The organism is Nakamurella deserti, from assembly GCF_003260015.1.
Lineage (GTDB): Bacteria > Actinomycetota > Actinomycetes > Mycobacteriales > Nakamurellaceae > Nakamurella > Nakamurella deserti.
On record NZ_QCXS01000002.1, the window covers coordinates 222,624 to 243,868 of the forward strand.

The 21,245-nt window shown below is 72.8% G+C and carries 22 protein-coding genes; 10 read left to right on the forward strand and 12 right to left on the reverse strand.

Going from position 1 to position 21,245, the window contains the following annotated elements; all coding sequences use genetic code 11:
• Positions 1–33 precede the first annotated feature (33 nt).
• From DB033_RS01300 to DB033_RS01335, 8 genes are all read right to left on the reverse strand, one after another.
• Positions 34–1,104: an ABC transporter ATP-binding protein gene (locus DB033_RS01300; RefSeq protein ID WP_111765113.1), complete on the reverse strand. Its 1,071-nt coding sequence runs from the start codon at positions 1,102–1,104 to the stop codon at positions 34–36.
• A gap of 88 nt (positions 1,105–1,192) precedes the next feature.
• On the reverse strand, positions 1,193–3,301 hold the full coding sequence (locus DB033_RS01305; protein WP_111765114.1) for a 3-hydroxyacyl-CoA dehydrogenase NAD-binding domain-containing protein: 2,109 nt from the start codon (positions 3,299–3,301) through the stop codon (positions 1,193–1,195).
• Positions 3,298–4,485, reverse strand: a complete 1,188-nt coding sequence (locus DB033_RS01310) for a thiolase family protein (RefSeq protein WP_420814038.1) — start codon at positions 4,483–4,485, stop codon at positions 3,298–3,300. Before DB033_RS01310 ends, DB033_RS01305 begins: the two co-directional genes overlap by 4 nt.
• Before the next feature lie 430 nt (positions 4,486–4,915).
• Positions 4,916–6,127, reverse strand: coding sequence for an HRDC domain-containing protein (locus DB033_RS01315; RefSeq protein WP_111765116.1), 1,212 nt, complete (start codon positions 6,125–6,127; stop codon positions 4,916–4,918).
• Positions 6,128–6,296: 169 nt separating this feature from the next.
• Positions 6,297–6,869 (reverse strand): response regulator transcription factor, encoded by a 573-nt coding sequence (locus DB033_RS01320; protein ID WP_111765117.1) that lies wholly within the window; start codon positions 6,867–6,869, stop codon positions 6,297–6,299.
• 343 nt (positions 6,870–7,212) lie between these two features.
• On the reverse strand, positions 7,213–7,830 hold the full coding sequence (locus tag DB033_RS01325) for a DUF3000 domain-containing protein (protein ID WP_111765118.1): 618 nt from the start codon (positions 7,828–7,830) through the stop codon (positions 7,213–7,215).
• A 126-nt stretch (positions 7,831–7,956) separates the two neighbouring features.
• On the reverse strand, positions 7,957–8,364 hold the full coding sequence (msrB, locus tag DB033_RS01330; RefSeq protein WP_111767144.1) for a peptide-methionine (R)-S-oxide reductase MsrB: 408 nt from the start codon (positions 8,362–8,364) through the stop codon (positions 7,957–7,959).
• Between the two features lie 65 nt (positions 8,365–8,429).
• Positions 8,430–10,022, reverse strand: a complete 1,593-nt coding sequence (locus tag DB033_RS01335; protein ID WP_157970439.1) for an alpha/beta hydrolase — start codon at positions 10,020–10,022, stop codon at positions 8,430–8,432.
• 441 nt (positions 10,023–10,463) lie between these two features.
• Here DB033_RS01335 and zapE point away from each other — a divergent pair, with 441 nt between their 5' ends.
• Positions 10,464–11,486: a cell division protein ZapE gene (zapE, locus tag DB033_RS01340; protein WP_111765120.1), complete on the forward strand. Its 1,023-nt coding sequence runs from the start codon at positions 10,464–10,466 to the stop codon at positions 11,484–11,486.
• Between the two features lie 23 nt (positions 11,487–11,509).
• On the opposite strand, the gene DB033_RS01345 is transcribed toward zapE, so the two are convergent.
• Positions 11,510–12,367, reverse strand: a complete 858-nt coding sequence (locus DB033_RS01345) for a helix-turn-helix domain-containing protein (protein ID WP_111765121.1) — start codon at positions 12,365–12,367, stop codon at positions 11,510–11,512.
• 101 nt (positions 12,368–12,468) lie between these two features.
• Between DB033_RS01345 and DB033_RS01350 the strand changes: the two genes are divergently transcribed.
• From DB033_RS01350 to DB033_RS01375, 6 genes are all read left to right on the forward strand, one after another.
• A complete protein-coding gene (locus DB033_RS01350) occupies positions 12,469–13,167 on the forward strand; it encodes an SDR family NAD(P)-dependent oxidoreductase (RefSeq protein WP_111765122.1) in 699 nt (232 codons plus the stop codon).
• Positions 13,168–13,210: 43 nt separating this feature from the next.
• Positions 13,211–13,681 (forward strand): hypothetical protein, encoded by a 471-nt coding sequence (locus tag DB033_RS01355; protein WP_157970440.1) that lies wholly within the window; start codon positions 13,211–13,213, stop codon positions 13,679–13,681.
• A gap of 752 nt (positions 13,682–14,433) precedes the next feature.
• A complete protein-coding gene (locus tag DB033_RS01360) occupies positions 14,434–15,420 on the forward strand; it encodes a PPK2 family polyphosphate kinase (protein WP_111765124.1) in 987 nt (328 codons plus the stop codon).
• A complete protein-coding gene (gene cofC / locus DB033_RS01365) occupies positions 15,417–16,076 on the forward strand; it encodes a 2-phospho-L-lactate guanylyltransferase (RefSeq protein ID WP_111765125.1) in 660 nt (219 codons plus the stop codon). Before DB033_RS01360 ends, cofC begins: the two co-directional genes overlap by 4 nt.
• 5 nt (positions 16,077–16,081) lie before the next feature.
• Positions 16,082–16,579, forward strand: a complete 498-nt coding sequence (locus tag DB033_RS01370; protein ID WP_157970441.1) for a transcriptional regulator — start codon at positions 16,082–16,084, stop codon at positions 16,577–16,579.
• Positions 16,569–16,904, forward strand: coding sequence for a DUF3817 domain-containing protein (locus DB033_RS01375; RefSeq protein WP_205843594.1), 336 nt, complete (start codon positions 16,569–16,571; stop codon positions 16,902–16,904). The genes DB033_RS01370 and DB033_RS01375 overlap by 11 nt, the downstream gene beginning before the upstream one ends.
• A 29-nt stretch (positions 16,905–16,933) precedes the next feature.
• Here DB033_RS01375 and DB033_RS01380 read toward each other — a convergent pair whose 3' ends face one another.
• The 3 genes from DB033_RS01380 to DB033_RS01390 form a co-directional block, all read right to left on the reverse strand.
• Positions 16,934–17,209, reverse strand: a complete 276-nt coding sequence (locus DB033_RS01380; protein WP_111765127.1) for a hypothetical protein — start codon at positions 17,207–17,209, stop codon at positions 16,934–16,936.
• Between the two features lie 60 nt (positions 17,210–17,269).
• Positions 17,270–17,506 (reverse strand): hypothetical protein, encoded by a 237-nt coding sequence (locus DB033_RS01385; RefSeq protein WP_111765128.1) that lies wholly within the window; start codon positions 17,504–17,506, stop codon positions 17,270–17,272.
• 70 nt (positions 17,507–17,576) lie between these two features.
• Positions 17,577–18,035, reverse strand: coding sequence for a MarR family winged helix-turn-helix transcriptional regulator (locus DB033_RS01390; RefSeq protein ID WP_111765129.1), 459 nt, complete (start codon positions 18,033–18,035; stop codon positions 17,577–17,579).
• A gap of 81 nt (positions 18,036–18,116) precedes the next feature.
• Here DB033_RS01390 and DB033_RS21020 point away from each other — a divergent pair, with 81 nt between their 5' ends.
• From DB033_RS21020 to htpG, 3 genes are all read left to right on the forward strand, one after another.
• Entirely contained in the window at positions 18,117–18,788 is a 672-nt protein-coding gene (locus tag DB033_RS21020; protein ID WP_205843595.1) for an FAD-dependent monooxygenase, read from the forward strand.
• The gene (locus tag DB033_RS21025) at positions 18,785–19,270 is read left to right on the forward strand and encodes an FAD-dependent monooxygenase (RefSeq protein WP_205843596.1); all 486 of its coding nucleotides are present in this window, start codon (positions 18,785–18,787) and stop codon (positions 19,268–19,270) included. Before DB033_RS21020 ends, DB033_RS21025 begins: the two co-directional genes overlap by 4 nt.
• 62 nt (positions 19,271–19,332) lie before the next feature.
• On the forward strand, positions 19,333–21,240 hold the full coding sequence (gene htpG / locus DB033_RS01400; RefSeq protein ID WP_111765130.1) for a molecular chaperone HtpG: 1,908 nt from the start codon (positions 19,333–19,335) through the stop codon (positions 21,238–21,240).
• Positions 21,241–21,245 lie beyond the last annotated feature (5 nt).

Consider the following 21,245-nt stretch of genomic DNA (forward strand, 5'->3'; position numbering starts at 1 on the left):
CCGCCGGACCCCGCGTCGTCGAAGCAGGCGCGGTCAGAGCCGGCGGCCACTGCGCGGGTCGAAGAACAGCACGCGGTCGTCGTCGAGCACGTCGACGGCGACCCGGTCCCCGGTCCGGGGCAGGTCGCGCATCGAGCACCGGACCACCAGCGTCTGCCGCCGCGGGTCGTCGACGAGGGTGCCGCGGACCGACGCCGAGTTGCCGGTGATCTCGGCGCCGGTGACGGCCAGGGTCGCCCCGCGGGGCAGCAGGTGCACCGCCTCCGCCCGCATCGCCACCACGACCCCGGCCCCGACGGGCAGCCCCAGCGCGGCCGGCACCGGGATCAGCAGGTCGCCGACCCTGGCTCCCTCCGGTGTCACCACCGCGTCCAGGGTGTTCATCGGGGGCGACCCGAAGAACCGTGCCGCGCTGAGGGTCTCGGGCCGGTGGTAGACGTCGAGCGGGACGCCGAGCTCCACCAGCCGGCCGCCGTCCAGCACGGCGACCCGGTCGCCCAGCGTCATCGCCTCGTTGAAGTCCTGCGTGACGTGCAGGACGGTGGTGTCGGTGCCGGTGCGCAGCCGGGCCAGCTGGGCGCGGGCCTGCTGCCGGTCGTCGCGGTCGAGCGCGGCCAGCGGTTCGTCGAGCACTAGCACCGCCGACGGCCGCACCAGGGCGCGGGCCAGGAAGACGGCCTGCCGCTCGGGTTGGCTGAGCGACTGCGGGGTGCGGTTCAGCAGCCGCTGCAGCCCCAGCGTGCCGGCGACGTCCACCACCCGGGCGCTCACCACCGAGGCGGCGACGCCCGCGATGCTCATCGAGAAGCCGATGTTCTGGCCCACGGTCAGGTGCCCGTAGAGCGACGGCCGGGCCGGCACGGTCGCGACGCCGCGCTCGATCGGTGGAACCCGGTTCACCACCCGGCCGTCGATGAGGATCTCACCGCCGGTCGGGGTGTCGACGCCGGACAGCAGCCGCAGCAGCGTGGTCTTCCCCGAGCCGGACGGCCCGACGACGGACAGGAACTCCCCGGCCCGGACGGTCAGGTCGAGTTCGCGGAGCGCGGGCGTGGCAAAGCCCGGATAGCTGAACGACACCCCCGCAAAGCGCACCTCCGCCACGTCCGCAGGTTACCCCCGGGCGGGCGTCGACGACGACGCCCGCCCGACGGGTGGATCGAGCCGTCGCCGCGGGCGGGGCCGGGCCGGGTCAGGCGGGCAGCGTCGCGACGCCGGGCGCGGCAAAGCGGCGTCCGGTGGCGCGTTCGGAGACGCCGGTGCGGTCCAGGTAGGGGGTGATCCCGCCCAGCCAGAACGGCCACCCCGCGCCGGTGAGCATTCCGAGGTCGACGTCGGCCGGGTCGGACACCACGCCCTCGGCGAGCATCAGCCGGATCTCCACGGCGAGTGCGGCCAGGGCCCGTTCCCGGACCTGCTCGCCGGTCGACGGGGAGTCGCCGATCGTCCACAGCGCAAGCACCGCGGGATCCACGGTTTGGTGCCCCCGGTCGTCGACGGTGACCAGCGTCCGCTGCCCGGCCTCGACGGTGCGGCGCAGGTTGGCGCTGACCCCGAACCGTTCGGGGAACGACTCGTGCAGCTTCTCGGCCACGTGCAGCGCGACGGCCGGGCCGACCAGCTGCAGCAGCATGATCGGGGTCATCGGCAGCCCGAGTGGGTCCAGCGCGGTGTCGGCGACGTCCGGCGGGGTGCCCTCCTCGATGGCGGCCAGGATCTCGCCCATGAAGCGCAGCAGCAGGCGGTTGACCACGAACCCGGCGTGGTCGGCGACCAGGATCGGGCCCTTCTTCAGGTTCTTCGCCAGCGCGAACGCCGTCGCCAGCGAGGCGTCGTCGGTGTGTGCGGTGCGCACGATCTCCACCAGCGGCATCACCGCCACCGGGTTGAAGAAATGGAAGCCGAGCAACCGCTCCGGATACCGCAGTACGCCCGCCATCGCGCTGATCGACAGCGCGGAGGTGTTGGTGGCGAGCACACAGTCGTCGCGGACGTGCCGCTCGATGGAGGCGAACACCTGCTTCTTCACCTCGATCTCCTCGAACACCGCCTCGATCACGAGGTCGGCGTCGGCGAAGTCGGCGTGGTCGAGGGTGCCGGTGACCAGGGCGGCGAGCCGGTGGGCTTCGTCGACGCTGATGGGGCCCTTGGTGGCCAGCGTGGTGATCTCCTGGCGGAGCCCGGCGAGGCCGCGGTCGAGGCGCTTCTGGTCGATCTCGGTGAGCACCACCGGCACGTGCAGTCGGCGGGCGAACAGCAGCGCGAACTGGGTGGCCATCAGGCCGGCGCCGACCACGCCGACCTTGGTGACCGGCCGGGCGAGGGCGCGATCGGGCGCGCCGGCCGGCCGCTTGGCGCGCTTCTGAGTGAGGTTGAAGGCGTAGATGCCGGCCCGGAACTCCTGGCTCATGATGAGCTCGGCCAGCGCGTCGCCCTCGGTCTGCAGGCCGGCCTCGATCTCGCTCGTACGGGCCAGCTCGATCATGTCCAGCGCCCGGCCGGGGGCGGGGGTGGCGTTCTTCGTCCGGGCGGCGATGACGTGCCGGCCGCGGGCGACGGCCGCCGCCCACTCGTCCTCGGAGGCGGTTGGGCGGTCGACGGTGACGCGCCCGTTCACGACGTCGGCGAGCCAGCGCAGCGACTGCTCGAGGTGGTCGGCGGCGTCGAGCACGACGTCGACGACCCCCAGCCGGGCCGCGTCGGCGGGCCGGAGCATCCGGTTCTGGCTGAGTGGGTTCTCGATGATGACGGTGACGGCGTTCGCCGGACCGGCGATCCGGGGCAGCAGCTGGGTGCCGCCCCAGCCGGGGAGGATGCCGAGGAACACCTCGGGGAATGCGACCATCGCCGCGTTCGACGCGAGGGTCCGGTAGTGGCAGTGCAGTGCGAGCTCGAGGCCGCCGCCGAGGGCGACGCCGTTGACGAAAGCGAACGTGGGTACCGTCGAGCGGCGGAGCTTGCCGAAGACGTCCTGTCCGAGCGCGCCCATCGCGCGGGCGGCGGCCAGGTCGGGGAAGCCCAGACCCGACAGGTCGGCGCCGGCGGCGAAGACGAACGGCTTGCCGGTGATGGCGATGGCGGTCGGCTGCGCGGCGATCGCGGCGTCGATGGTCTCGCCCAGCTCTGCCAGGCCGCGGGGGCCGAAGGTGTTGGGCCGGGTGTGGTCGCGGCCGTTGTCGATGGTGATCAGCGCGACCCGGCCGTTCACCCCGGGGACGGTGATGAGCTTCAGCAGGGAATGGGTGACCACCTCGTCGGGAAACATCGGGGTGAGGTCGACGGACTGCCCGGTCGTGGTCATGCCGACGCTCCCTCGGTGTCGAACGCGGGGTTCTCCCAGATGATGCTGCCGCCCATGCCGAGCCCGACGCACATGGTGGTGAGGCCGTAGCGGACCTCCGGGTGCTCGGCGAACTGGCGGGCCAGCTGGGTCATCAGCCGGACCCCGGACGAGGCCAGCGGGTGGCCCATCGCGATGGCGCCGCCGTAGGGGTTGACCCGCGGGTCGTCGTCGGCGATGCCGAAGTGCGAGGTGAAGGCGAGCACCTGGACGGCGAACGCCTCGTTGATCTCGATCAGCCCGATGTCGTCGATGCCCAGACCCGCCTTGCGCAGCGCCTTCTCGGTCGCCGGGATGGGGCCGGTGCCCATCGTCTCTGGGGCGACGCCGGCGAAGGCGAAGGTGACCATCCGCATCCTGACCGGCAGGCCGAGCTCCTCGGCGGTCCGGGCGGAGGCGAGGATGCACCCGGTGGCGCCGTCGGTGAGCGGGGAGGCGTTGCCGGCGCTGACCCGGCCGTGCGGGCGGAACGGGGTGCGCAGGCCGGCGAGGGACTCCACGGTGGTGCCGGGGCGGGGGAGCTCGTCGGTGGTGGCCAGACCCCAGCCGGTCGCCGAGGCGGTCGCGACGGGGACGAGGTCGGGCTCGATCTGACCGTCGGCCCAGGCCCGGGCGTAGCGGTCCTGGGTGGCGGCGGCGTAGGCGTCGGCGCGCTCGCGGGTCAGCTCCGGGAAGTGGTCGTGCAGGTTCTCCGCGGTGGTGCCCATGTTGAGCGCCGACGGGTCGACGATCCGGTCGGCGATGAACCGGGGATTGGGGTCGGCGCCGTCGCCCATCGGGTGGTGGCCCATGTGCTCGACTCCGCCGGCGATGACGACGTCGTAGGCGCCGGCCGCGATCCCGGAGGCGGTGGTGGTGACCGCGGTCATCGCGCCGGCGCACATCCGGTCGATGGCGAAGCCGGGGACCGACTGGGGGAGACCGGCGAGCAGCAGGCTGGTGCGGCCGATGGTCAGGCCCTGGTCGCCGGTCTGGGTGGCGGCGGCGATCGCGACCTCGTCCACCCGCTCCGGGGGCAGCTCGGGGTGGCGGCGAATCAGCTCACGGATGACCTTGACCACGAGATCGTCGGCGCGGGTGCCGGCGTACTGGCCCTTCTCACCGGCCTTGCCGAACGGGGTGCGGACGCCGTCGACGAAGACCACGTCGTGCAGGCTCCGGGGGGCGGCGGGGGTCGCCGTGGCGGTCGTGGTCGCGGTCGCCGTGGCGGGAGCCGCGACGGGCGGTGACGGTGGGGAGGACGGGGCGGCAGACACGGTGGCTCGCTTCCTCTTCGCTGCGAGTACCCGCCGCGTCAGCGGTGACGCGGGTCGACGGGCACGGTCGATCCGACCTTAGGCGGTCGCTCGGCACAATGCTACTGACCGGTAACTTACGGCCGGGCGGGTGGATCCGGGGTCGTTGTGGGGCTTGGTGCGGGCCGCCGGTCCGCGGTGGCGGTGTGCTGCCGAGCTGCCGTGGGGCCGCGCCCGGTCCGGTGAACGCAGCGCCCGGGTCGGGTGGGGTGGGTCGCCGCGCCTCACCCGGTAACCGCCCCTCACGAGACCGCGCAGCCGGGCCCGACCGCCGGCCGGCTCAGCGGACGACGACGCCCGCCAGCGGGCCGGCGACCAACGCGATCTGCCACTGCCGAGCCCCGCCGTCGGCGAGGATCTGCTCGATCTCCCGCTGCGATCCCGCACCCGACCAGCAGACGCGGCGCACGAGCTCCGGGGAGCACATGTTCTCCAGCGGCACCTTGACGGCCTCGCCGAGTGCGGTCAGCGCCTGCCGGGCGGCGGCGAGCCGCTCGGCCGCGTCCGGGTTCTTCTCCTTCCACCGCGCCGGCGGTGGCGGTCCGTCGAGCGGGGTCTTGGTCGGGGGCAGCGCCGACTCCGGCAGCCGCTGCGCCGCGGCGATCGCGGCCATCCACCGGTCGGCCTGACGGCGCTGGCCCCGACCAGCGAATAGCGGCAGGGCGACCAGGTCGGCGACGGAGGTCGGGGCGGCGACCGCCGCGGCCACGATGGCCGTATCCGGCAGCACCCGGTGCGGGGCGATGTCGCGTTGCGAGGCGTAGGCGTCCCGGGCCTGCCAGAGCGCCCGGATGACCGCCAGCGCCCGCCGGTCGCGGATCTTGTGGATGCCGGACGTCCGCCGCCACGGATCCACCCGCGGAGCCGGTGGTGCGGCGGCGACCAGCGCGGCGAACTCCTCGCGGGCCCAGTCGAGCTTGCCCTGGGCGTCGAGCTCGGAGATCATCGCCTCCCGCAGCTCCAGCAGGACCTCGACGTCGAGCGCGGCGTAGTTCAGCCAGGCCGCCGGCAGCGGCCGGACGGACCAGTCGGCGGCGCCGTGGCCCTTCTCCAACCCCAGCCCGAGCATCTGCTCAACGAGCGGGCCCAGCCCGACCTTGGGCAGTCCGGCGATGCGACCTGCGAGCTCCGTGTCGAACAGCGTCCGCGGGCGCAGCCCGATCTCGGCCAGGCACGGCAGGTCCTGGCTGGCGGCGTGCAGCACCCACTCCGACCGCGCCAGCGCCGGCTGCAGCGGCTCCAGGTCACGCAGCGGGATCGGGTCGATCAGCACGCTGCCCACGTCGGCGCGACGCAGCTGCACCAGGTAGGCGCGGGCGGAGTACCGGAACCCGGAGGCGCGCTCGGCGTCCAGGGCGACCGGTCCGGCGTCGCCCGAGCCCGTCATCCGGGTGGCGAGGCGCTGCAACTCGATCGGGTCGGTCAGCGGCGTGAGGGTGCCGTCCCGCGGCACCAGCAACGGCACCGGGGGCGGGCCGGCGGGGGCCGCCACCGCGTCGGGGGTGGCGGCGGCTGCGGTGTCTGCCCCCGCGTGGACGGTGGCACCGTTCGTGCCGCCGCCGGCGGCTACCGGACCCCGCGCAGCAGAGGGGAGACGCTCGACCTCATCGTCGACACCAGCGGCGTTGCCGCCCGAAGCACTTTCGACAGATGAGGCCGTATCAGGAAACGACACCGGCTCGGAGGGCCAGCGCCACGATGTGCGCGCGGTCACCGGTTCCGAGCTTGCGCCCGATTCGCGCCAGGTGACTCTTCACGGTCAATGCGGACAACGACAGCTGATCGCCGATCCACTTGTTCGAGCGGCCTTCCGCGACGAGCTGGATGACCTCCACCTCGCGCGCCGACAATTCGTGGATGGCGGAGGGCACATTCGCCGCGGCCGGATTCGCGCGCCGTCCGATGAGCACGCCGTGCACCCCGGAACCGACGGCGTCGATGACCGGTCCGATGTCGGCGGTGGGGGCCAGGGCCACGACCCTGGCCCAGCCCGCGTCGCGCAGGGCCTGGACGACGGGACCCGCACCGGAGCCGAGGGCGAGGCTGACCAGGGCCAGGTCGCCGGTGGCGTTCTCGGAGATGAGGTCACGGACCTGTTCCGGCGACGTGGCCTCACGGACCCGGCCGATCCCGACCTGCAGCAACGTCTTGCGCAGCGATTCGCGGGTCATCGGGTCGGGGTCCACCAGCAGCACGGACGAGGACCGCCACTGGGGCGTCGGTGCATCGTCCATCGCGGCGCGCGGACCCGGGAGGGCACTCGTCGCCGGCAGGTCGGGCGCACGGCGAACCCGGCTGTCGCCAAGATCAAGAGTCGACATCGTGGACCCTGCTCCGTTCTGTACCTACGCATCGGGGGCCACGCACGGCCTTCCGGCTTGCGCGGAGCGCTGGCTGTTTCGATGACTTCGGGATCGGTGTTTCGGTGTCTGGCTGGGCGTCTCGGCACTGCGGTGACCGACCGGAATTGCGAGGTGACGGGCGGTCGAAAGTACGTGTAAACAATAACCCCGTATCCGCCAAATCGGTGAACGGGGCCCCTGATGATCCAGGGATGATCATGTTTCCGCTGTCGATCTACGCCCTGGAACCCGGGCGAATCGGACCAATGGGAGCGACGCCCTCCGGGGGGAGGCCGGCGGCCACGGCGAGTAACCCCGTGAATGCCGCCAAATGACGCGCCCACGGACCCTCGACACCGGTCCACGAGGCCCGTATCTCCACGTCATCGCTGCGCTCGGTGCCGGCGATGTCGCCGAACCGGACCGACGAGGTGGCGGTGACCGTGCCGCCCAGCGCCGTGTGCTCGGCGCCGCAGCCGTCCAGGGACTCGGTGAGCCAGCTCCAGCCGACGTCGGGCAACAGCGGATCGCGGGCGATCTCGCCCTCGACGTCGCAGGTGGCAAAGATCACGAAGCGAAGCGTCCCACCCCAGGAGGCCACTCCCTCCGGGTCATACAGGATGACGAACCGACCGCTGCCGATCTCGATGTCGGTGACCGTGTCGTGCACGGTGGCGGCGATGGCGTGGGCGTGCGGGGCCAGGCGCTGGGGGGCCGGTAGCTCGCTGAGCTCGATCTCGGGACGGACCCGGAGAGCCGACAGTGCGGCCACCACCTCGAGGAACTCCGACGGTACGGGCGCCGCGGTGCCGGGGGCGGCATCCGGGGCGCCGGTCACGCGGCTCGCAGGCATGCGGGAAGGGTAGGACACCGCACCGACAGAGCCGGGCGGACCACGCCGGGCGGACCGCCCGGGGAGCAGGAGGACCGGCGCGCCGGTCGCGGCAGCCGACCGTCGAGGGTCGGCTGCCGGAACGGGTCAGGCCTGGGCGGGGCGGAGCTTGAGGCTGATGGAGTTGATGCACCAGCGCTCGTCGGTGGGCGTCGGGTAACCCTCGCCACTGAACACGTGCCCGAGGTGGGAGTGGCAGGTGCCGCAGCGGACCTCGGTGCGGACCATGCCGTGCGTCTTGTCCTGGATGAGCTCGACGTTGTCCGCGTCGGTCGGCTGGTAGAACGACGGCCAGCCGCAGTGCGAGGAGAACTTCGCCTCGGAGGTGAAGAGGTCGGCGCCGCAGGCCCGGCACACGTAGGTGCCCTGCGTCGTCGTGTCGGTGTACTCGCCGGTCCACGCGCGTTCGGTGCCCCCCTGGCGGAGCACGGCGTACTCCTGCGGGGTCAGCTCAGCGCGCCACTCGGCGTCGGTCTTGTTCACGGAGCGGGTCATGCTGCCCACGGTAGCCGGATCGCGCTGCGCAGTGCGTCGATGCACCACGGGGCGTCCGGCGCGGGTCAGGCCGGGCAGAGGGTGTCGGCCGCGGGGAGGGTGCCGTCGAGCAGGTAGGCGTCCACCGCCGAGGTGACGCAGTCGCTCGTGCCGTAGCCGCCGTGCCGCGGCCCCTGGTAGGAGACCAGCGACGCCGAGGCCAGCTGCCCCGCGACCGCCTCCGCCCCCACGTACGGCGCGACGGGGTCGTCGACGCCGCCGATGACGAGCAGCGGTGCGGCGCCCTCCGCGCGCAGGGTCGTCAGGGGTGAGTCCGGGGTCGGCCACTGCCGGCACAGGCTGGACAGGGCGACGAGGAACGAGCCGAACGTCGGTGCGGCGGTCGCGGCGTCGGTGAACCTGACCGGCAGGTCGCTGTCGGCGAGCCGCTCGTCGGAGTCGTTGCAGGCGATCATCATCCGCGCCGACTCCGCCGCCCGCGGCTCGTCCAGCAGCGCGTCGAGCAGATCGGTCAGCGTCCCCGGGCGACCGTCCGCCGCGTCGGCGACCGCATCGGCCAGGTCGGTCCACCGCCCCCGGTCCGGCAGCGCCATGACCATGGCCCACAGCACCGCCGACGACCGGGGCTGCAGGTCGTCGCCGAAGCCGTCGGCCTCGTCCAGGGCGGTCAGCGCGTCGGTCACCGCGCGGGCCGGGTCGGCGCCCAGCGGGCAGGACGGCTGGGCGGCGCAGTCGGCGTAGAACGCCTGGACGGCGCGCTCGTACTGGGTCGCCGACGACACGGCCCGCTCCGACGGCGGTCGGCCGTGGTCGGTGGGGGAGTCCAGGGCGGCCCGCCCGATCCGCCCCGGGTAGCGGTCGGCGTAGACGGCGCCGAGCGTGGCGCCGTAGCCGGTACCGAGGAGATCGAGGGTGTCCCGGCCGAGGGCCGCACGCAGCGAGTCGAGGTCGTCGGCGGCCTGGGTGGTGCCGAAGAAGACCATGTCGGGGCCGATGTAGTCCTGGCAGCCGAAGGTGAAGGCGCGGGTGACGTCGAGCAGGCCGGCGCCGGCGTCGGACGCGGTCTGGTCGGCGGCGAGGGTGTAGAGGTACTGGAACGGCTCGTCCCGCCAGCAGGTACCGCCGCCGGACGCGGGCGTCCCCCGGATGTCCAGCGTGACGATCTGGTACCGGGCGGTGAGCGTCGCGGGCAGCCCGGCGGCGAGGTTCGCGATCCGGCCGGTGGCCGAGAGTGCGGCCTCCAGGGGTCCGTCCACGTCCAGGACGACCAGCGTGGGGGCGTCCGCCGGTAGGCCCGGTGTGCGCGCGCGGGCCACCTGGAGCACGACGTCGGTGCCGCCCGGCTGGTCGTAGTCCAGCGGCACCAGCATCCGGGTGCAACCCGTCTCGAACGTCCCGGCCCCGGCCACCGGGGCGTCCAGCTCGTCGCAGCTGTGCCAGTCGGCGACGAACTGCGCCTCGCGGCCGGGGCCTCCCGGTCCCAGCGGCAGCGCGGGGGCGGTGGTCGGGCCGACGGGTGCGCCGCCGCCGTGGACGGCCAGATCCGGGCGGCTGCTGGGTCCGACGGTGCAGCCGGCGAGCACGGCGGCGCCGGTGAGCGCCGCGACCAGCCGACGGACCCGGGCCACGATCGGTGGGGGACGGCGTCGGACGGACAACGGGTGCTCCTGACGGCGGGGGCGGGCTCGGCCCTTCCATCATGGCGGTGCTCGCGGCGGGCGGGGCGCGGGTGCCGACCGGCGCCCCGCGCCGCGCACCGGGCGCCGACCGCGCCGCGCACCGGGCGCCGACCGCGCCGCGCACCGGGCGCCGACCGCGCCGCGCACCGGGCACCGACCGCGCCGCGCACCGGGTGCCGACCGCGCCGCGCACCGGGCACCGACCGCGCCGCGCACCGGGCACCGACCGCGCCGCGCACCGGGCACCGACCGCGCCCCGCACCCACCGGCGCCCCGCGCCGGGCACCGACCGCGCCGCGCACCGGGCACCGACCGGCGCCCCGCACCGGGCACCGACCCCGCGCCCCGCGCCGGGCACCAGTCGGCAAGATCACCGGTCATCTGGTCGGGGCGTCCGGGGCCGTCGTTTACGTTGCTGGCATGTCCCTCGTCCATCTGGTCGACATCGAGCCGGTGATCAGCACCGACGAGCTCATCGACGGTCTGGTCCCGCCGCCCCGCTTCGGCGAGGCGCGTTTCAGTACCTACCGCCCCAATCCCGGTGAGCCGTCGCAGGCCGCGGCGCTGGCCGCGCTGGAGCAGTTCGCCGACAAGATCGCCGCGCCGCCGGCCAAGAAGGGGCTGTTCCGCCGGACGGTCGCGCCCGCGGCGGCGAGCGGGGTGTACCTGGACGGCGGTTTCGGTGTCGGCAAGACCCACCTGCTCGCCTCGCTGTGGCACGCCGTTCCCGGCCCGAAGGCGTACGCGACGTTCGGCGAGATGACCCAGCTCGTCGGCATGCTCGGGTTCGTCCCGACCATCAAGCGGTTGGCCGACCACCGGCTCATCGCCATCGACGAGTTCGAGCTCGACGATCCCGGCGACACCATGCTGATGACGCGGTTGCTGGGCGAGCTGGCCGAGGCGGGGGTGTCGATCGCGGCGACCTCGAACACTTTGCCCGACAAGCTCGGTGAGGGCCGGTTCGCCGCCGAGGACTTCCGACGCGAGATCCAGGCGCTGTCGTCCCGGTTCGCCACCATCCGGGTCGACGGTCCGGACTTCCGGCACCAGGGCCTGGCGGAGGCGCCGCCGCCGATGACGGACGCGCAGCTCCAGCTGGTCGCCGGCGAGGCCGCGGCCCACGGCGACAGCAGCCTGGACGGCTTCGAGGCGCTGTGCCGCAAGCTGGCGAAGCTGCACCCGTCGAAGTACGGGCGGCTGCTCGACGGCATCGGCTCCGTCGGGTTGTCGCACGTGCGGCCGGCGCCGGACCAGTCGGTGGCCCTGCGGCTGGTGACGTTCATCGACCGGCTCTACGACCGGTCGATCCCGGTGAGCGCCAGCGGTGGCTCGCTGGGCGAGCTGTTCACCCCGGAGATGCTGCGCGGCGGCTACCGGAAGAAGTACCTGCGGGCCACGTCCCGCATCCTGGCGCTGGCCCGGGACGCGCAGAACGCCTGACGGTCGGGCGTGGTGCCCGGAGGTCAGACGGGCGCGCTGACCCCGGACAGCATGGCCAGCCGCAGCTTCGTCTCGTCCTCGGTGTCGGGAGCGGCGCTGAGGATGACCACCCGGAGTTCGGCGTCGGCGTCGGTCATCACGTCGCAGTCGACCGTGACGGGTCCGACCGCGGGATGGTGGACCACCTTGTGGTCCTCCCGGTGGCTGCCGACGGCCCCGGCCGCCCACAGCTCGGCGAACCGGGCGTTGCCGTCGTCGAGCGTGCGGACCAGCCGGGCCAGCCGCCGGCTGTGCGGGAAGCGGCCGGTCGCGGCGCGCAGGTCGGACACGACCGCCGCCTCCACCCGCTCGTGGGAATCCGACACGACGGGCCAGTGCGACAGCTGCCGGACGTCGCCGTCGACCGGGAAGGTGTCCCGGGCGAAGTTGCGCAGCGCCGGCGGCGCCGCCGTCGGATCGCCGAGCAGCGCCGCCCAGCCGCGGTTCCACCAGATCAGCTGCCAGTCGGCGGCGAAGACCCCGACGGCGACGTCGCCGAGCCGGTGCAGCACCCGCTGCAGCCCCGGCGCGATGTGGTCGCTCACCTCGTGGCGCGTCGGCGGTGCGATGCCCGCCAGCCGGTACAGGTGGTCGCGTTCGGCGTCGGTGAGCCGCAGCGCCCGGGCGAGCGCCGCGACGACCTGGGCCGACGGAGTGGTGGCGCGGCCCTGCTCGAGGCGCACCACGTAGTCCACCGAGATGCCGGTGAGCTCGGCGAGCTCCTCCCGGCGCAGTCCGTGGGCGCGGCGGGCGTGGCCGGTGGGCAGGCCGGCGGCGGCCGGGGACAGCCGGTCGCGCCACGCCCGCAGGGTGGTGCCGAGTTCCGCGGGCGTCGTGGTCATCCTCCGAGTGTGCGGGTCCGCGGTCCGTCCCGGGTGGTACCGCTGTTCCTACCGTCGGGCCGTCCCTGGTGCGACCGGCCCGACGTGCCCACGATGGGTGCATGACCACCACATTCATCACCGGAGCCAACAAGGGTCTCGGCCACGAGACCGCCCGCCGACTGATCGCCGAAGGCCACACCGTGCTGCTCGGAGCCCGCGACCCGCAGGCGGGGACCGCCGCCGCAAAGGCGCTCGGCGCCCGTTTCGTGCAGATCGACGTCACCGACGACGCGTCGGTGGCGGCCGCCGCCGCCGACGTCGCCGCCCACGAGGGCACGCTCGACGTCCTCGTCAACAACGCCGGCATCGCCGGCGGACAGATCCCGGCCGAGGCGTTGACCGCCGCGGACGTCGCCGCGGTGTTCGACGTCAACCTGCTCGGCGTCGTCCGGACGACCACGGCGTTCCTGCCGCTGCTGCGGACGTCGGCCGACCCGGTCATCGTCAACGTGAGCAGCGGGCTGGGCTCACTGGCGATCACCCACGACGCGTCGCGCATCGAGTCACAGGTGGTGGCGCCGGCCTACACCTCGTCGAAAGCGGCGCTGATCATGCTGAGCACCCAGTACGCCAAGGCGCTGCCGGACGTCCGCATCAACGTCGTCGACCCCGGCTACACCGCCACCGACCTGAACGGGCACAGCGGACCGCAGAGCGTCACCGAAGGCACCGACGCGGTGGTCGCGCTGGCCACCGAGGGGCCGGGGCACGGGTCGGGCCGTTTCCTCGACCGGGCGGGGGACATCGGCTGGTCCTGAACCGGGGTGCAACCCCCGGGTGGGGCCAATGCGTCCGAACTGCATGAAGCGACGGGCGGGCGTGCTGACCACGGTGCTGGGGGCGGCGCTGGGTGCGGTGGTGCTCGCCGGGTGTGCCGCCGACCCGGTCGTCCCGGCGCCGCCGACGTCGCTGGCCGAGCTCGACGGACGGTCCTTCGAGCTGGCCTTCCTGTTCACCGACACCGGGAGCGGCCGCTACCGCCCCGACGACGACGCCCGGATGGTGCTCACCTTCGGGCCCGGGTCGGCCCGCGCGGACACGCACTGCGGGACCATCGAGTATCCGGTCGTCCGGCAGCTGCCACCGCACCCGGGTTGGACCCTGGAACTGGACTTCGGATCGCCGCCGGGTACGGACTGCCGGATGGGCCCCGACCCGGCCGGCACCCAGATCAGTTCCCCCTCCGGGTCGCTCTTCATGGGCGTCGTCACTGAGTCCGAGTACTTCTACCTGACCAACGGCACGACCGGCTGGTACCTGCGGGAGATCTGAGGTCCGCGGACCTCCATGCGACCGAGGCGCCGGGTCGTCACGTCGAGCCGCCGCGGATCCGGGTGTGGTCGTGGTCGTGTGCTGGCGTCAGGCCGTTGCGCCTGGACGGCGCATGACCTGACCGGGACGGTCGCGGGCGGGCCGCCGTCGGCAGCGTCGCGGGCGGGCCGCCGTCCACAGCGGAGTCGGGTGTCGTCGTGTTCTCGGACGGCTCCACGGCGCCGGGTGCGGCGGCGCCGTCGGATCCGGCGCCGCGTACGGAGACGGCGCCCGAACCATCGTGGATTGCACCGACCTCGACCGCTGCGCCGTCGTCCGGGGGCGGCCCCGGGGCCGTGCCGCCCGTCGATCCGGCGTCGCTGAGGGGACGACCCTTCGAAATGGTCGCGGTGTTCAGCGACGCGGGCGCCAGCTACCCGCCGGATCCGGACGCATGCCTGCGGCTCACGTCCGCCGCGGGTCGGCCATCGGCACGAGGCAGTGCGGCACCGTCAGATACCGGTGGGCACGGAGGTCGACGGATCTCCGATGCCCGATCCGACGTCGGGACGACGCGGGGCACGGGGTGCCGTATGGGGACCGACCCGGGAGGTGCGAGATCATGCTGCCGGCCGAGCCGCTGTCCATCGGGTTGCTCGGCGACGGGGTTCTGCACCACCTGTCGACCGGCGACACGGGCCGGCACCAAGGCGAGATCGGACCTCGGCGCACGCCGTGTACCGCGCGCAGGAACCCCGTGACACAGTGGTCGGATGGCAAAGTCAGACAAGGGCTCCAAGAAGTCGCAGGCCAAGGCCGCCGTCGTCACCTCGGCGAAGGCGGCCGGCACGAAGGCCGCCGGCAAGAAGGCGGGCGGAGCGAAGTCCTTCGTCCTGGACCCCGAGGGCCCGCCCGAGGTGCGTCCGGCGGAGCTGCTGCGGCTGCCCGACGGCCCCATCACGCTGGCCCAGCTGAGCACCGAGCGGCTGCCGGGCGTCCCGAAGGACAAGGCCGACGCCCTGGCCCGCATGGAGGCTATGGCGCCCCGGCTGGCGGAGCTGCAGGAGCGGCTGTTCGCCGCGTCCACCGCCGGTGACCGCCGGCGGGTGCTGTTGGTGCTGCAGGGCATGGACACCGCCGGCAAGGACGGCGTGATCAAGCACGCGATGGGGTTGCTCGACCCGGCCGGGGTGGAGCTGTCGTCGTTCAAGAGGCCCACGGCCGAGGAGCTCGAGCACGACTTCCTGTGGCGCATCGAGCGGAAGGTGCCCGCCCCCGGGATCATCGGCGTCTTCAACCGCTCGCACTACGAGGACGTGCTCATCGCCCGGGTGCACGATCTCGTGCCGCGGGAGGTCTGGACGAAGCGGTACGCCGCGATCAACGCGTTCGAGCGCCGGCTGGCCCGGTCGGGCGTGACGATCGTCAAGTGCTTCCTGCACGTCTCGTTCGAGGTGCAGGCCGAGCGGTTGGCCGCCCGGCTGGACGACCCGACGAAGTTCTGGAAGTTCAACCCGGCCGACGTCGACGAGCGGGCCTACTGGGAGGCCTACCAGGAGGCCTACCGGGTCGCGCTGACCCGGTGCTCGACCACCGCGGCGCCCTGGTACGTCATCCCCTCGGACCACAAGTGGTACCGGAACTGGGCGGTGGCGGCGCTGCTGCTGGAGACCCTGGAGAAGCTGGATCCCCAGTACCCGGCGGCGACCTACGACGTCGACGAGCAGAAGGCGCGGCTCGCCGCCCAGCTGGCCCCGTGACCTACGCCGTCCTCATCCCGCTCAAGGCGACGACGCGGGGCAAGTCCCGCCTCGGTCTGCCGGACGGTCCCCGCGCCGCGCTGGCCCGGGCGATGGCCCTGGACACCGTCGCCGCGGTGCGCGGCGCCGCCGGGGTGTCGCTGGTGCTGGTGCTCACCGAGGACGTCCCGGACGCGGACGCGCTGGCCGGTTGTGGCGTCGAGGTGGTGCTCACCGACGTGCGGGGGCTGAACGAGACCATCGCCGAGGGCGCCCGGCTACTGACCGCCCGCGGCTGGACCGGCCCGGTGGCGGTGCTGCCCGGTGACCTGCCGTTCCTGACCGCCGCCGATCTCGCGGCTGCGTTGGCGACGGCCGCCGGTGGGCCGGGGGTCGTCGCCGACGCCGACGGCACGGGCACCACGTTGCTCGCGGCGGCGTCATCGGGGGAGCTGCGCCCGCAGTTCGGCGTGGGCTCCTACCGTCGGCACCGCGACGCGGGTGCGGTGGGTCTCACGGTGCCGGCGGCCAGCACGCTGCACCGCGACGTCGACGTGCTGTCCGACCTGCGGGAACCGGGGTCCCCGGCGGTGCCGGGCCGCCACACCCGCGCGGTGCTCGACGGCCTGCGCGGCTCGGTGGACCGGGGATCGTCGCAGGTCACGGTGTTACCGTAAGAAGCGTGTCCCGTTTCCTTCGCCCCGGTTGGGTGGTCGGCCACGTCCTCGTGCTGGTCGCGGCGCTGGTGTGTTTCCGGTTGGCCTGGTGGCAGCTGGACCGCAGCGAGGAGGCCGACGGCACCATCCAGAACTTCGGCTACGCCCTGCTGTGGCCCGCCTTCGGTATCGCCTTCGTCTACATGTGGATCAAGTTCATGCGTCTGGAGGCGGAGCGCAGCGCTCAGGAGGAGCAAGAGCACCGGGAGTCGCTCGAGCTGATGTTCGCCGAGGCCGAGTCGTTCACCGCCGAGGCCGCGGGTGTCGGATCCGTCACGGGCCAGGAACGGCCCGGGGACGGCTCCGGCGAGACCGGCGCTGGCACGATGGAGGCGTCCGCCCCGGGTGGCCAGGACAGCGGATCACCGGCCGGCGTCGTGGACGACGAGGACGACGATCCCGAGTTGGCTGCCTACAACCGCGCACTCGCTGCGCTCGCCGAGAAGGATCGTCGTGCCCGATAACGCCGTAGCCGTCCCGCCCAAGGTGCTCGCGGCGTTGGGACGGTTCCGCATCGCGGCGATGATCGTCGGTATCGCGCTGCTCGTGCTGGTGGTGGCCATGGTGCTGCGGTACGGCTTCGACCAGCGCTGGGCCGTCGCGACCTGGGGACCCATCCACGGGTTGCTGTACTTCGGCTACTTCCTCATCGTGTTGGACCTGAGTTTCAAGGCCCGGTGGACGCCCGTCGGCACGCTGCTGGTCATCCTGGCCGGCGTCGTGCCGGTCGCGTCGTTCTACGCGGAGAAGACCGTCCGCCGCAAGGTGCTGGCCGGCGAACGGGTCTGACCTGCCCGGTCCGGTCGCCGCGCCGGACCTCAGCTGTACGGTGACGGCCCCTGCAACTGCGGCCGCGGCTTGCTGACCACCCAGGCAATACCCAGGGCGATGTCGGCGAACACCCACATCATCAGCATCGGCAGCAGCGGGCTGCTGGCGGTGACGGGGGCGGCGACGCAGTTGTTGTAGTAGGCCTTCGCGCAGTTCATCGTGGCGCCGCTCTGCAGACCGTGCAGCACCCACAGCGGGAAGATCGCGTTCACCACCACGATGAACCAGGTGATCGGCCGTACCCGGTCCCAGATCGACGCCATGCTCCGATGCTGCCACGATCGCGGCCGGGCCGGTCGGTGCACGGTGGAACCGGGGCCCGGTCACCGCTTCCGCCGACCCCGGACACCCTTGTTCTCCGAGACGCAGCGGCAGGCGGCGGGATCGTCCTTCAGCAGCGCGCGGGCACGCTCGGCGCTGACCTCGAACTCCTCCGGTGGTCGCCCCCGGCGGGCGAGTCCGAGGGCCGACGCCCAGCAGGACGGCAGGTGGCCGGCCGCCGCCTCGACCTTGGTGCGGTGCTGTTGCGGGGAGGCGATGCCGTCTCGTCGATCGTTCATGTGTTCGAGTTTGCCTCCCGAACAGCGAATTGTCTCTCCCTCGAACGGAGGACGAGCGGACCCGGCCGGCTCAGGCGCCGGTGACCCGGGTGCGGTGCCGGTCGGTCAGTGCGGTGCAGACGTCGAGATAGTCGCGCATCACGGCGAGATCGTGATCGGTCAGCCCTTCGAACAGGGTCTGCCCCTCCTGGACCATCGGCTGGTACATCGCCGCGATCTGCTCGGCTGCCTTCGGGGTCATCCGGACGAGCACCACCCGGCGGTCGCGATCGTCACGGAACCGCTCGACCAGACCCCGGCCCTCCAGTCGGTCGAGCAGGGCCGTGGTCGCCGCCGGCTTCAGGCCGGTGGCCGCGGACAGCCGGCCCGCGCTCATCGGACCGTCGGTGAGCCAGTCCAGGCAGCGCAGGTCGGCCGGGCCGAGCCCGAGCCGCCGTCCGACGGCGTCGTCGAACGCCTGGACGCTGCGCTGGTAGCGCTGCACCGCGCGGCCGATGTCGGCGGTGAGGGCTTGACGGGTCTCGGACATCTACCTATTCTCTCGACATTCGAACCATTCGAGAATCGAATGAAAGGGGATGCGGTGCGGGCTCTCATCGTAGGAGGCGGCGTGGCCGGACCGGCGGTGTCGCTCGCGCTGGCCCGGGCGGGCGTGGAGTCCGTGCTCGTCGAGCGCCGTCCGTCGGCGCCGGACGCCGGCTCATACCTGACCGTCGCGCCCAACGGGCTGAGCGCGATGGACGCGCTGGGGGTGCTGAACGCGGTCGCCGCTGTGGGCTTCCCGTCCCGTGACAACGTGATGTACGGCGCGGACGGGCGACTCCTCGGGCGGCTGAGCCTGGGGCCGCCGGTGCGGGACGGTCTAGTCGCGCTCACGCTGAAGCGCTCGCAGCTCGCCGCTCGGCTCACCGAGGAGGCTCGGGCGCGCGGTGTCGACGTCCGGCACGGGAGTGCGGTCGCGGCCGTGTCGGACACCGGGGACGACGTGCAGGTGGTGCTCGCCGACGGCACCACGCTCACCGGTGACCTGGTCATCGGCGCTGACGGGGTGCGGTCGGTGGTGCGGCGCGCGATCGACCCCGCCGCTCCGGACGCCCGCTACGTCGGGCTGACGAACTTCGGCGGCATCACCGACGATGCCCACGGTCTCGAGCCCGAGGCCTGGCACTTCGTGTTCGGCCGGAAGGCGTTCTTCGGCGCCCATCCGACACCCGACGGTCGGGCGGTGTGGTTCGTCAACGTGCCGGAGCCGCCGATCAGCCCGAGCAGCGGGACTCGATGAGCGTCGACGCCTGGCGTGACCGGTTGGCGGCGCTGACGGCCGACGACGCCGGCCCGGCCGTCGACCTGATCCGCCGCGGCGCGCTGGAGCTGATCGGCGACAACACCCACGACCTGCCGCACGTGCCGGTGCGGAGTCGCGGCCGACTGGTGCTCGTCGGTGACGCGGTCCACGCGCCGGCGCCGAGCTCGGGGCAGGGGGCGTCGATGGCGCTGGAGGACGCGGTGGTGCTGGGGCAGGCGCTGCGCGACAACGCGTCGGTACCTGCGGCCTTCGCGGCGTACGAGCACGCGCGACGGCGGCGGGTGGAGCGCATCGTCAAGGTCGGTGCCCGGAGCAGCAGCAGCAAGATCCCGGGACCGATCGGCCGCCGGTTCGCCGAGGCCGGGATGCGCTTCGCGTTCCACCACATCGTCACCGACGCCCGCACGGCGTGGATGAACGGACACCGGCTGGAGTGGGACGCACCGGTGGCGGTCTGACCGCCGCGTCCCTCTTAGGATGGCCGGTGCACCGACACCCGGCACGAAAGGCACTGCGCACCATGTCCACCGAGACGATCGAATTCCAGGCCGAAGCCCGTCAGCTGTTGCAGCTGATGATCCACTCGATCTACTCGTCCAAGGACGTGTTCCTCCGTGAGCTCATCTCCAACGCCTCCGACGCGCTGGACAAGCTGCGGATGGCCGCCTACCAGGACAAGGATCTCGAGGCGGACGTCTCCGACCTGCACATCGAGCTCCAGATCGACACCGACGCCCGGACGCTGAGCATCCGCGACAACGGCATCGGGATGAGCCGCGACGAGGTCGTCGACCTGATCGGCACCATCGCGAAGTCCGGCACCGGCGAGCTGCTCGCGAAGCTGCGGCAGGCGCGGGAGTCCGGCACGGCCGGTGACCAGGCGACCGAGGACCTGATCGGTCAGTTCGGCGTCGGCTTCTACTCGAGCTTCATGGTCGCCGACCGGGTGACCATGGTGACCCGCAAGGCGGGGACGTCGGGCGGCGTGCAGTGGGAGTCGGCCGGTGAAGGCAGCTACACGATCGGGGAGGTCGAGGGCGCGCCGCAGGGGACGGCGGTGACGCTGCACCTCAAGGCCGAGGACGCCGAGGACGCGCTGCACGACTACGCCAACGAGTCGACGGTGCGGACCATCGTCAAGCGGTACTCGGACTTCATCACCTGGCCGATCTTGCTGGTCAACGGCGAGGAGCCGGCGCCGGCGGAGGGTGAGGAGCCGGCCGAACTGCAGCCGATCAACTCGCGGAAGGCGCTGTGGGCGCGCTCGCAGAGCGACGTCAGCGAGGAGGAGTACGCCGAGTTCTACCGGCACGTCTCCCACGACTGGCAGGAGCCGCTCGAGACGATCCGGCTGTCGGCGGAGGGGACGTTCGAGTACCAGGCGCTGCTGTTCCTGCCGAGCCACGCGCCGATGGACCTGTTCTACCGGGACGCGACGCGCGGGGTGCAGCTGTACGTCAAGCGGGTGTTCATCATGGACGACTGCGAGGCGCTGGTGCCGGAGTACCTGCGGTTCGTCAAGGGCGTGGTGGACGCGAACGACCTGTCGCTCAACATCTCCCGCGAGATCCTGCAGCAGGACCGGCAGATCCAGCTGATCCGCAAGCGGCTGGTCAAGAAGGTGCTGTCGACGGTCAAGTCGATGCAGGAGAACGAGCCGGAGAAGTACGCGACGTTCTGGACGGAGCTGGGCCGGGCGGTCAAGGAAGGCCTACTGAGCGACCGCGACAACCAGAACGCGATCCTGGAGATCTGCTCGTTCGCCTCGACGCATGATGCCGAGAAGCCGACCACGCTGGCGCAGTACCTCGAGCGGATGCCCGAGGGCCAGGACGCGATCTACTACGCGACCGGCGACTCGCGGTCGGCGCTGGAGAACTCGCCGCACCTGGAGGCGTTCCGCGCCAAGGGCTACGAGGTGCTGCTGCTGACCGACGCTGTCGACGAGGTGTGGGTCGACCAGGTGCCGGAGTTCGAGGGCAAGGCGTTCACATCGGTCGCCCGCGGTGAGGTCGACCTCGGTGGCGACGTCGATGCCGACGTGGCGACGTCGTTCGAGCCGCTGCTGAGCTGGATGTCGACGGAGCTGGCCGACGAGGTGAAGGCCGTGCGGCTGTCGCACCGGTTGACGTCGTCCGCGGTGTGTCTGGTGGGAGAGCCGGGTGACCTCACCCCGACGCTCGAGAAGATGTACCGGGCGATGGGCCAAGAGCCGCCGAGCGTGAAGCGGACGCTGGAGCTCAACCCGTCGCACCCGCTGGTTGCCGGGCTGAAGTCGGCCCGGGACGCCCGGCCGGACGATGTGGCGCTGGGGGAGACCGCCCGGCTGCTGTACGGGATGGCGCTGCTCGCCGAGGGTGGGGAGCTGCCGGAGCCGGCCGCCTTCGTGGCGAAGCTGTCAGAGCGGTTGGCCACGGCGCTGGGGTAGTCGAC

What these genes read in the sequence shown, in the direction of transcription:
- DB033_RS01390 (WP_111765129.1), bottom strand. Translation starts at nt 18,035, where the DNA reads ATGTCCGAGACCCGTCAAGCCCTCACCGCCGACATCGGCCGCGCGGTG.
- DB033_RS01380 (WP_111765127.1), bottom strand. Translation starts at nt 17,209, where the DNA reads ATGGCGTCGATCTGGGACCGGGTACGGCCGATCACCTGGTTCATCGTG.
- DB033_RS01350 (WP_111765122.1), top strand. Translation starts at nt 12,469, where the DNA reads ATGACCACCACATTCATCACCGGAGCCAACAAGGGTCTCGGCCACGAG.
- DB033_RS01325 (WP_111765118.1), bottom strand. Translation starts at nt 7,830, where the DNA reads ATGCCTGCGAGCCGCGTGACCGGCGCCCCGGATGCCGCCCCCGGCACC.
- DB033_RS01360 (WP_111765124.1), top strand. Translation starts at nt 14,434, where the DNA reads ATGGCAAAGTCAGACAAGGGCTCCAAGAAGTCGCAGGCCAAGGCCGCC.
- DB033_RS01320 (WP_111765117.1), bottom strand. Translation starts at nt 6,869, where the DNA reads ATGGACGATGCACCGACGCCCCAGTGGCGGTCCTCGTCCGTGCTGCTG.
- DB033_RS01355 (WP_157970440.1), top strand. Translation starts at nt 13,211, where the DNA reads ATGAAGCGACGGGCGGGCGTGCTGACCACGGTGCTGGGGGCGGCGCTG.
- msrB (WP_111767144.1), bottom strand. Translation starts at nt 8,364, where the DNA reads ATGACCCGCTCCGTGAACAAGACCGACGCCGAGTGGCGCGCTGAGCTG.
- zapE (WP_111765120.1), top strand. Translation starts at nt 10,464, where the DNA reads ATGTCCCTCGTCCATCTGGTCGACATCGAGCCGGTGATCAGCACCGAC.
- htpG (WP_111765130.1), top strand. Translation starts at nt 19,333, where the DNA reads ATGTCCACCGAGACGATCGAATTCCAGGCCGAAGCCCGTCAGCTGTTG.
- DB033_RS21025 (WP_205843596.1), top strand. Translation starts at nt 18,785, where the DNA reads ATGAGCGTCGACGCCTGGCGTGACCGGTTGGCGGCGCTGACGGCCGAC.
- DB033_RS01385 (WP_111765128.1), bottom strand. Translation starts at nt 17,506, where the DNA reads ATGAACGATCGACGAGACGGCATCGCCTCCCCGCAACAGCACCGCACC.
- DB033_RS01305 (WP_111765114.1), bottom strand. Translation starts at nt 3,301, where the DNA reads ATGACCACGACCGGGCAGTCCGTCGACCTCACCCCGATGTTTCCCGAC.
- DB033_RS01345 (WP_111765121.1), bottom strand. Translation starts at nt 12,367, where the DNA reads ATGACCACGACGCCCGCGGAACTCGGCACCACCCTGCGGGCGTGGCGC.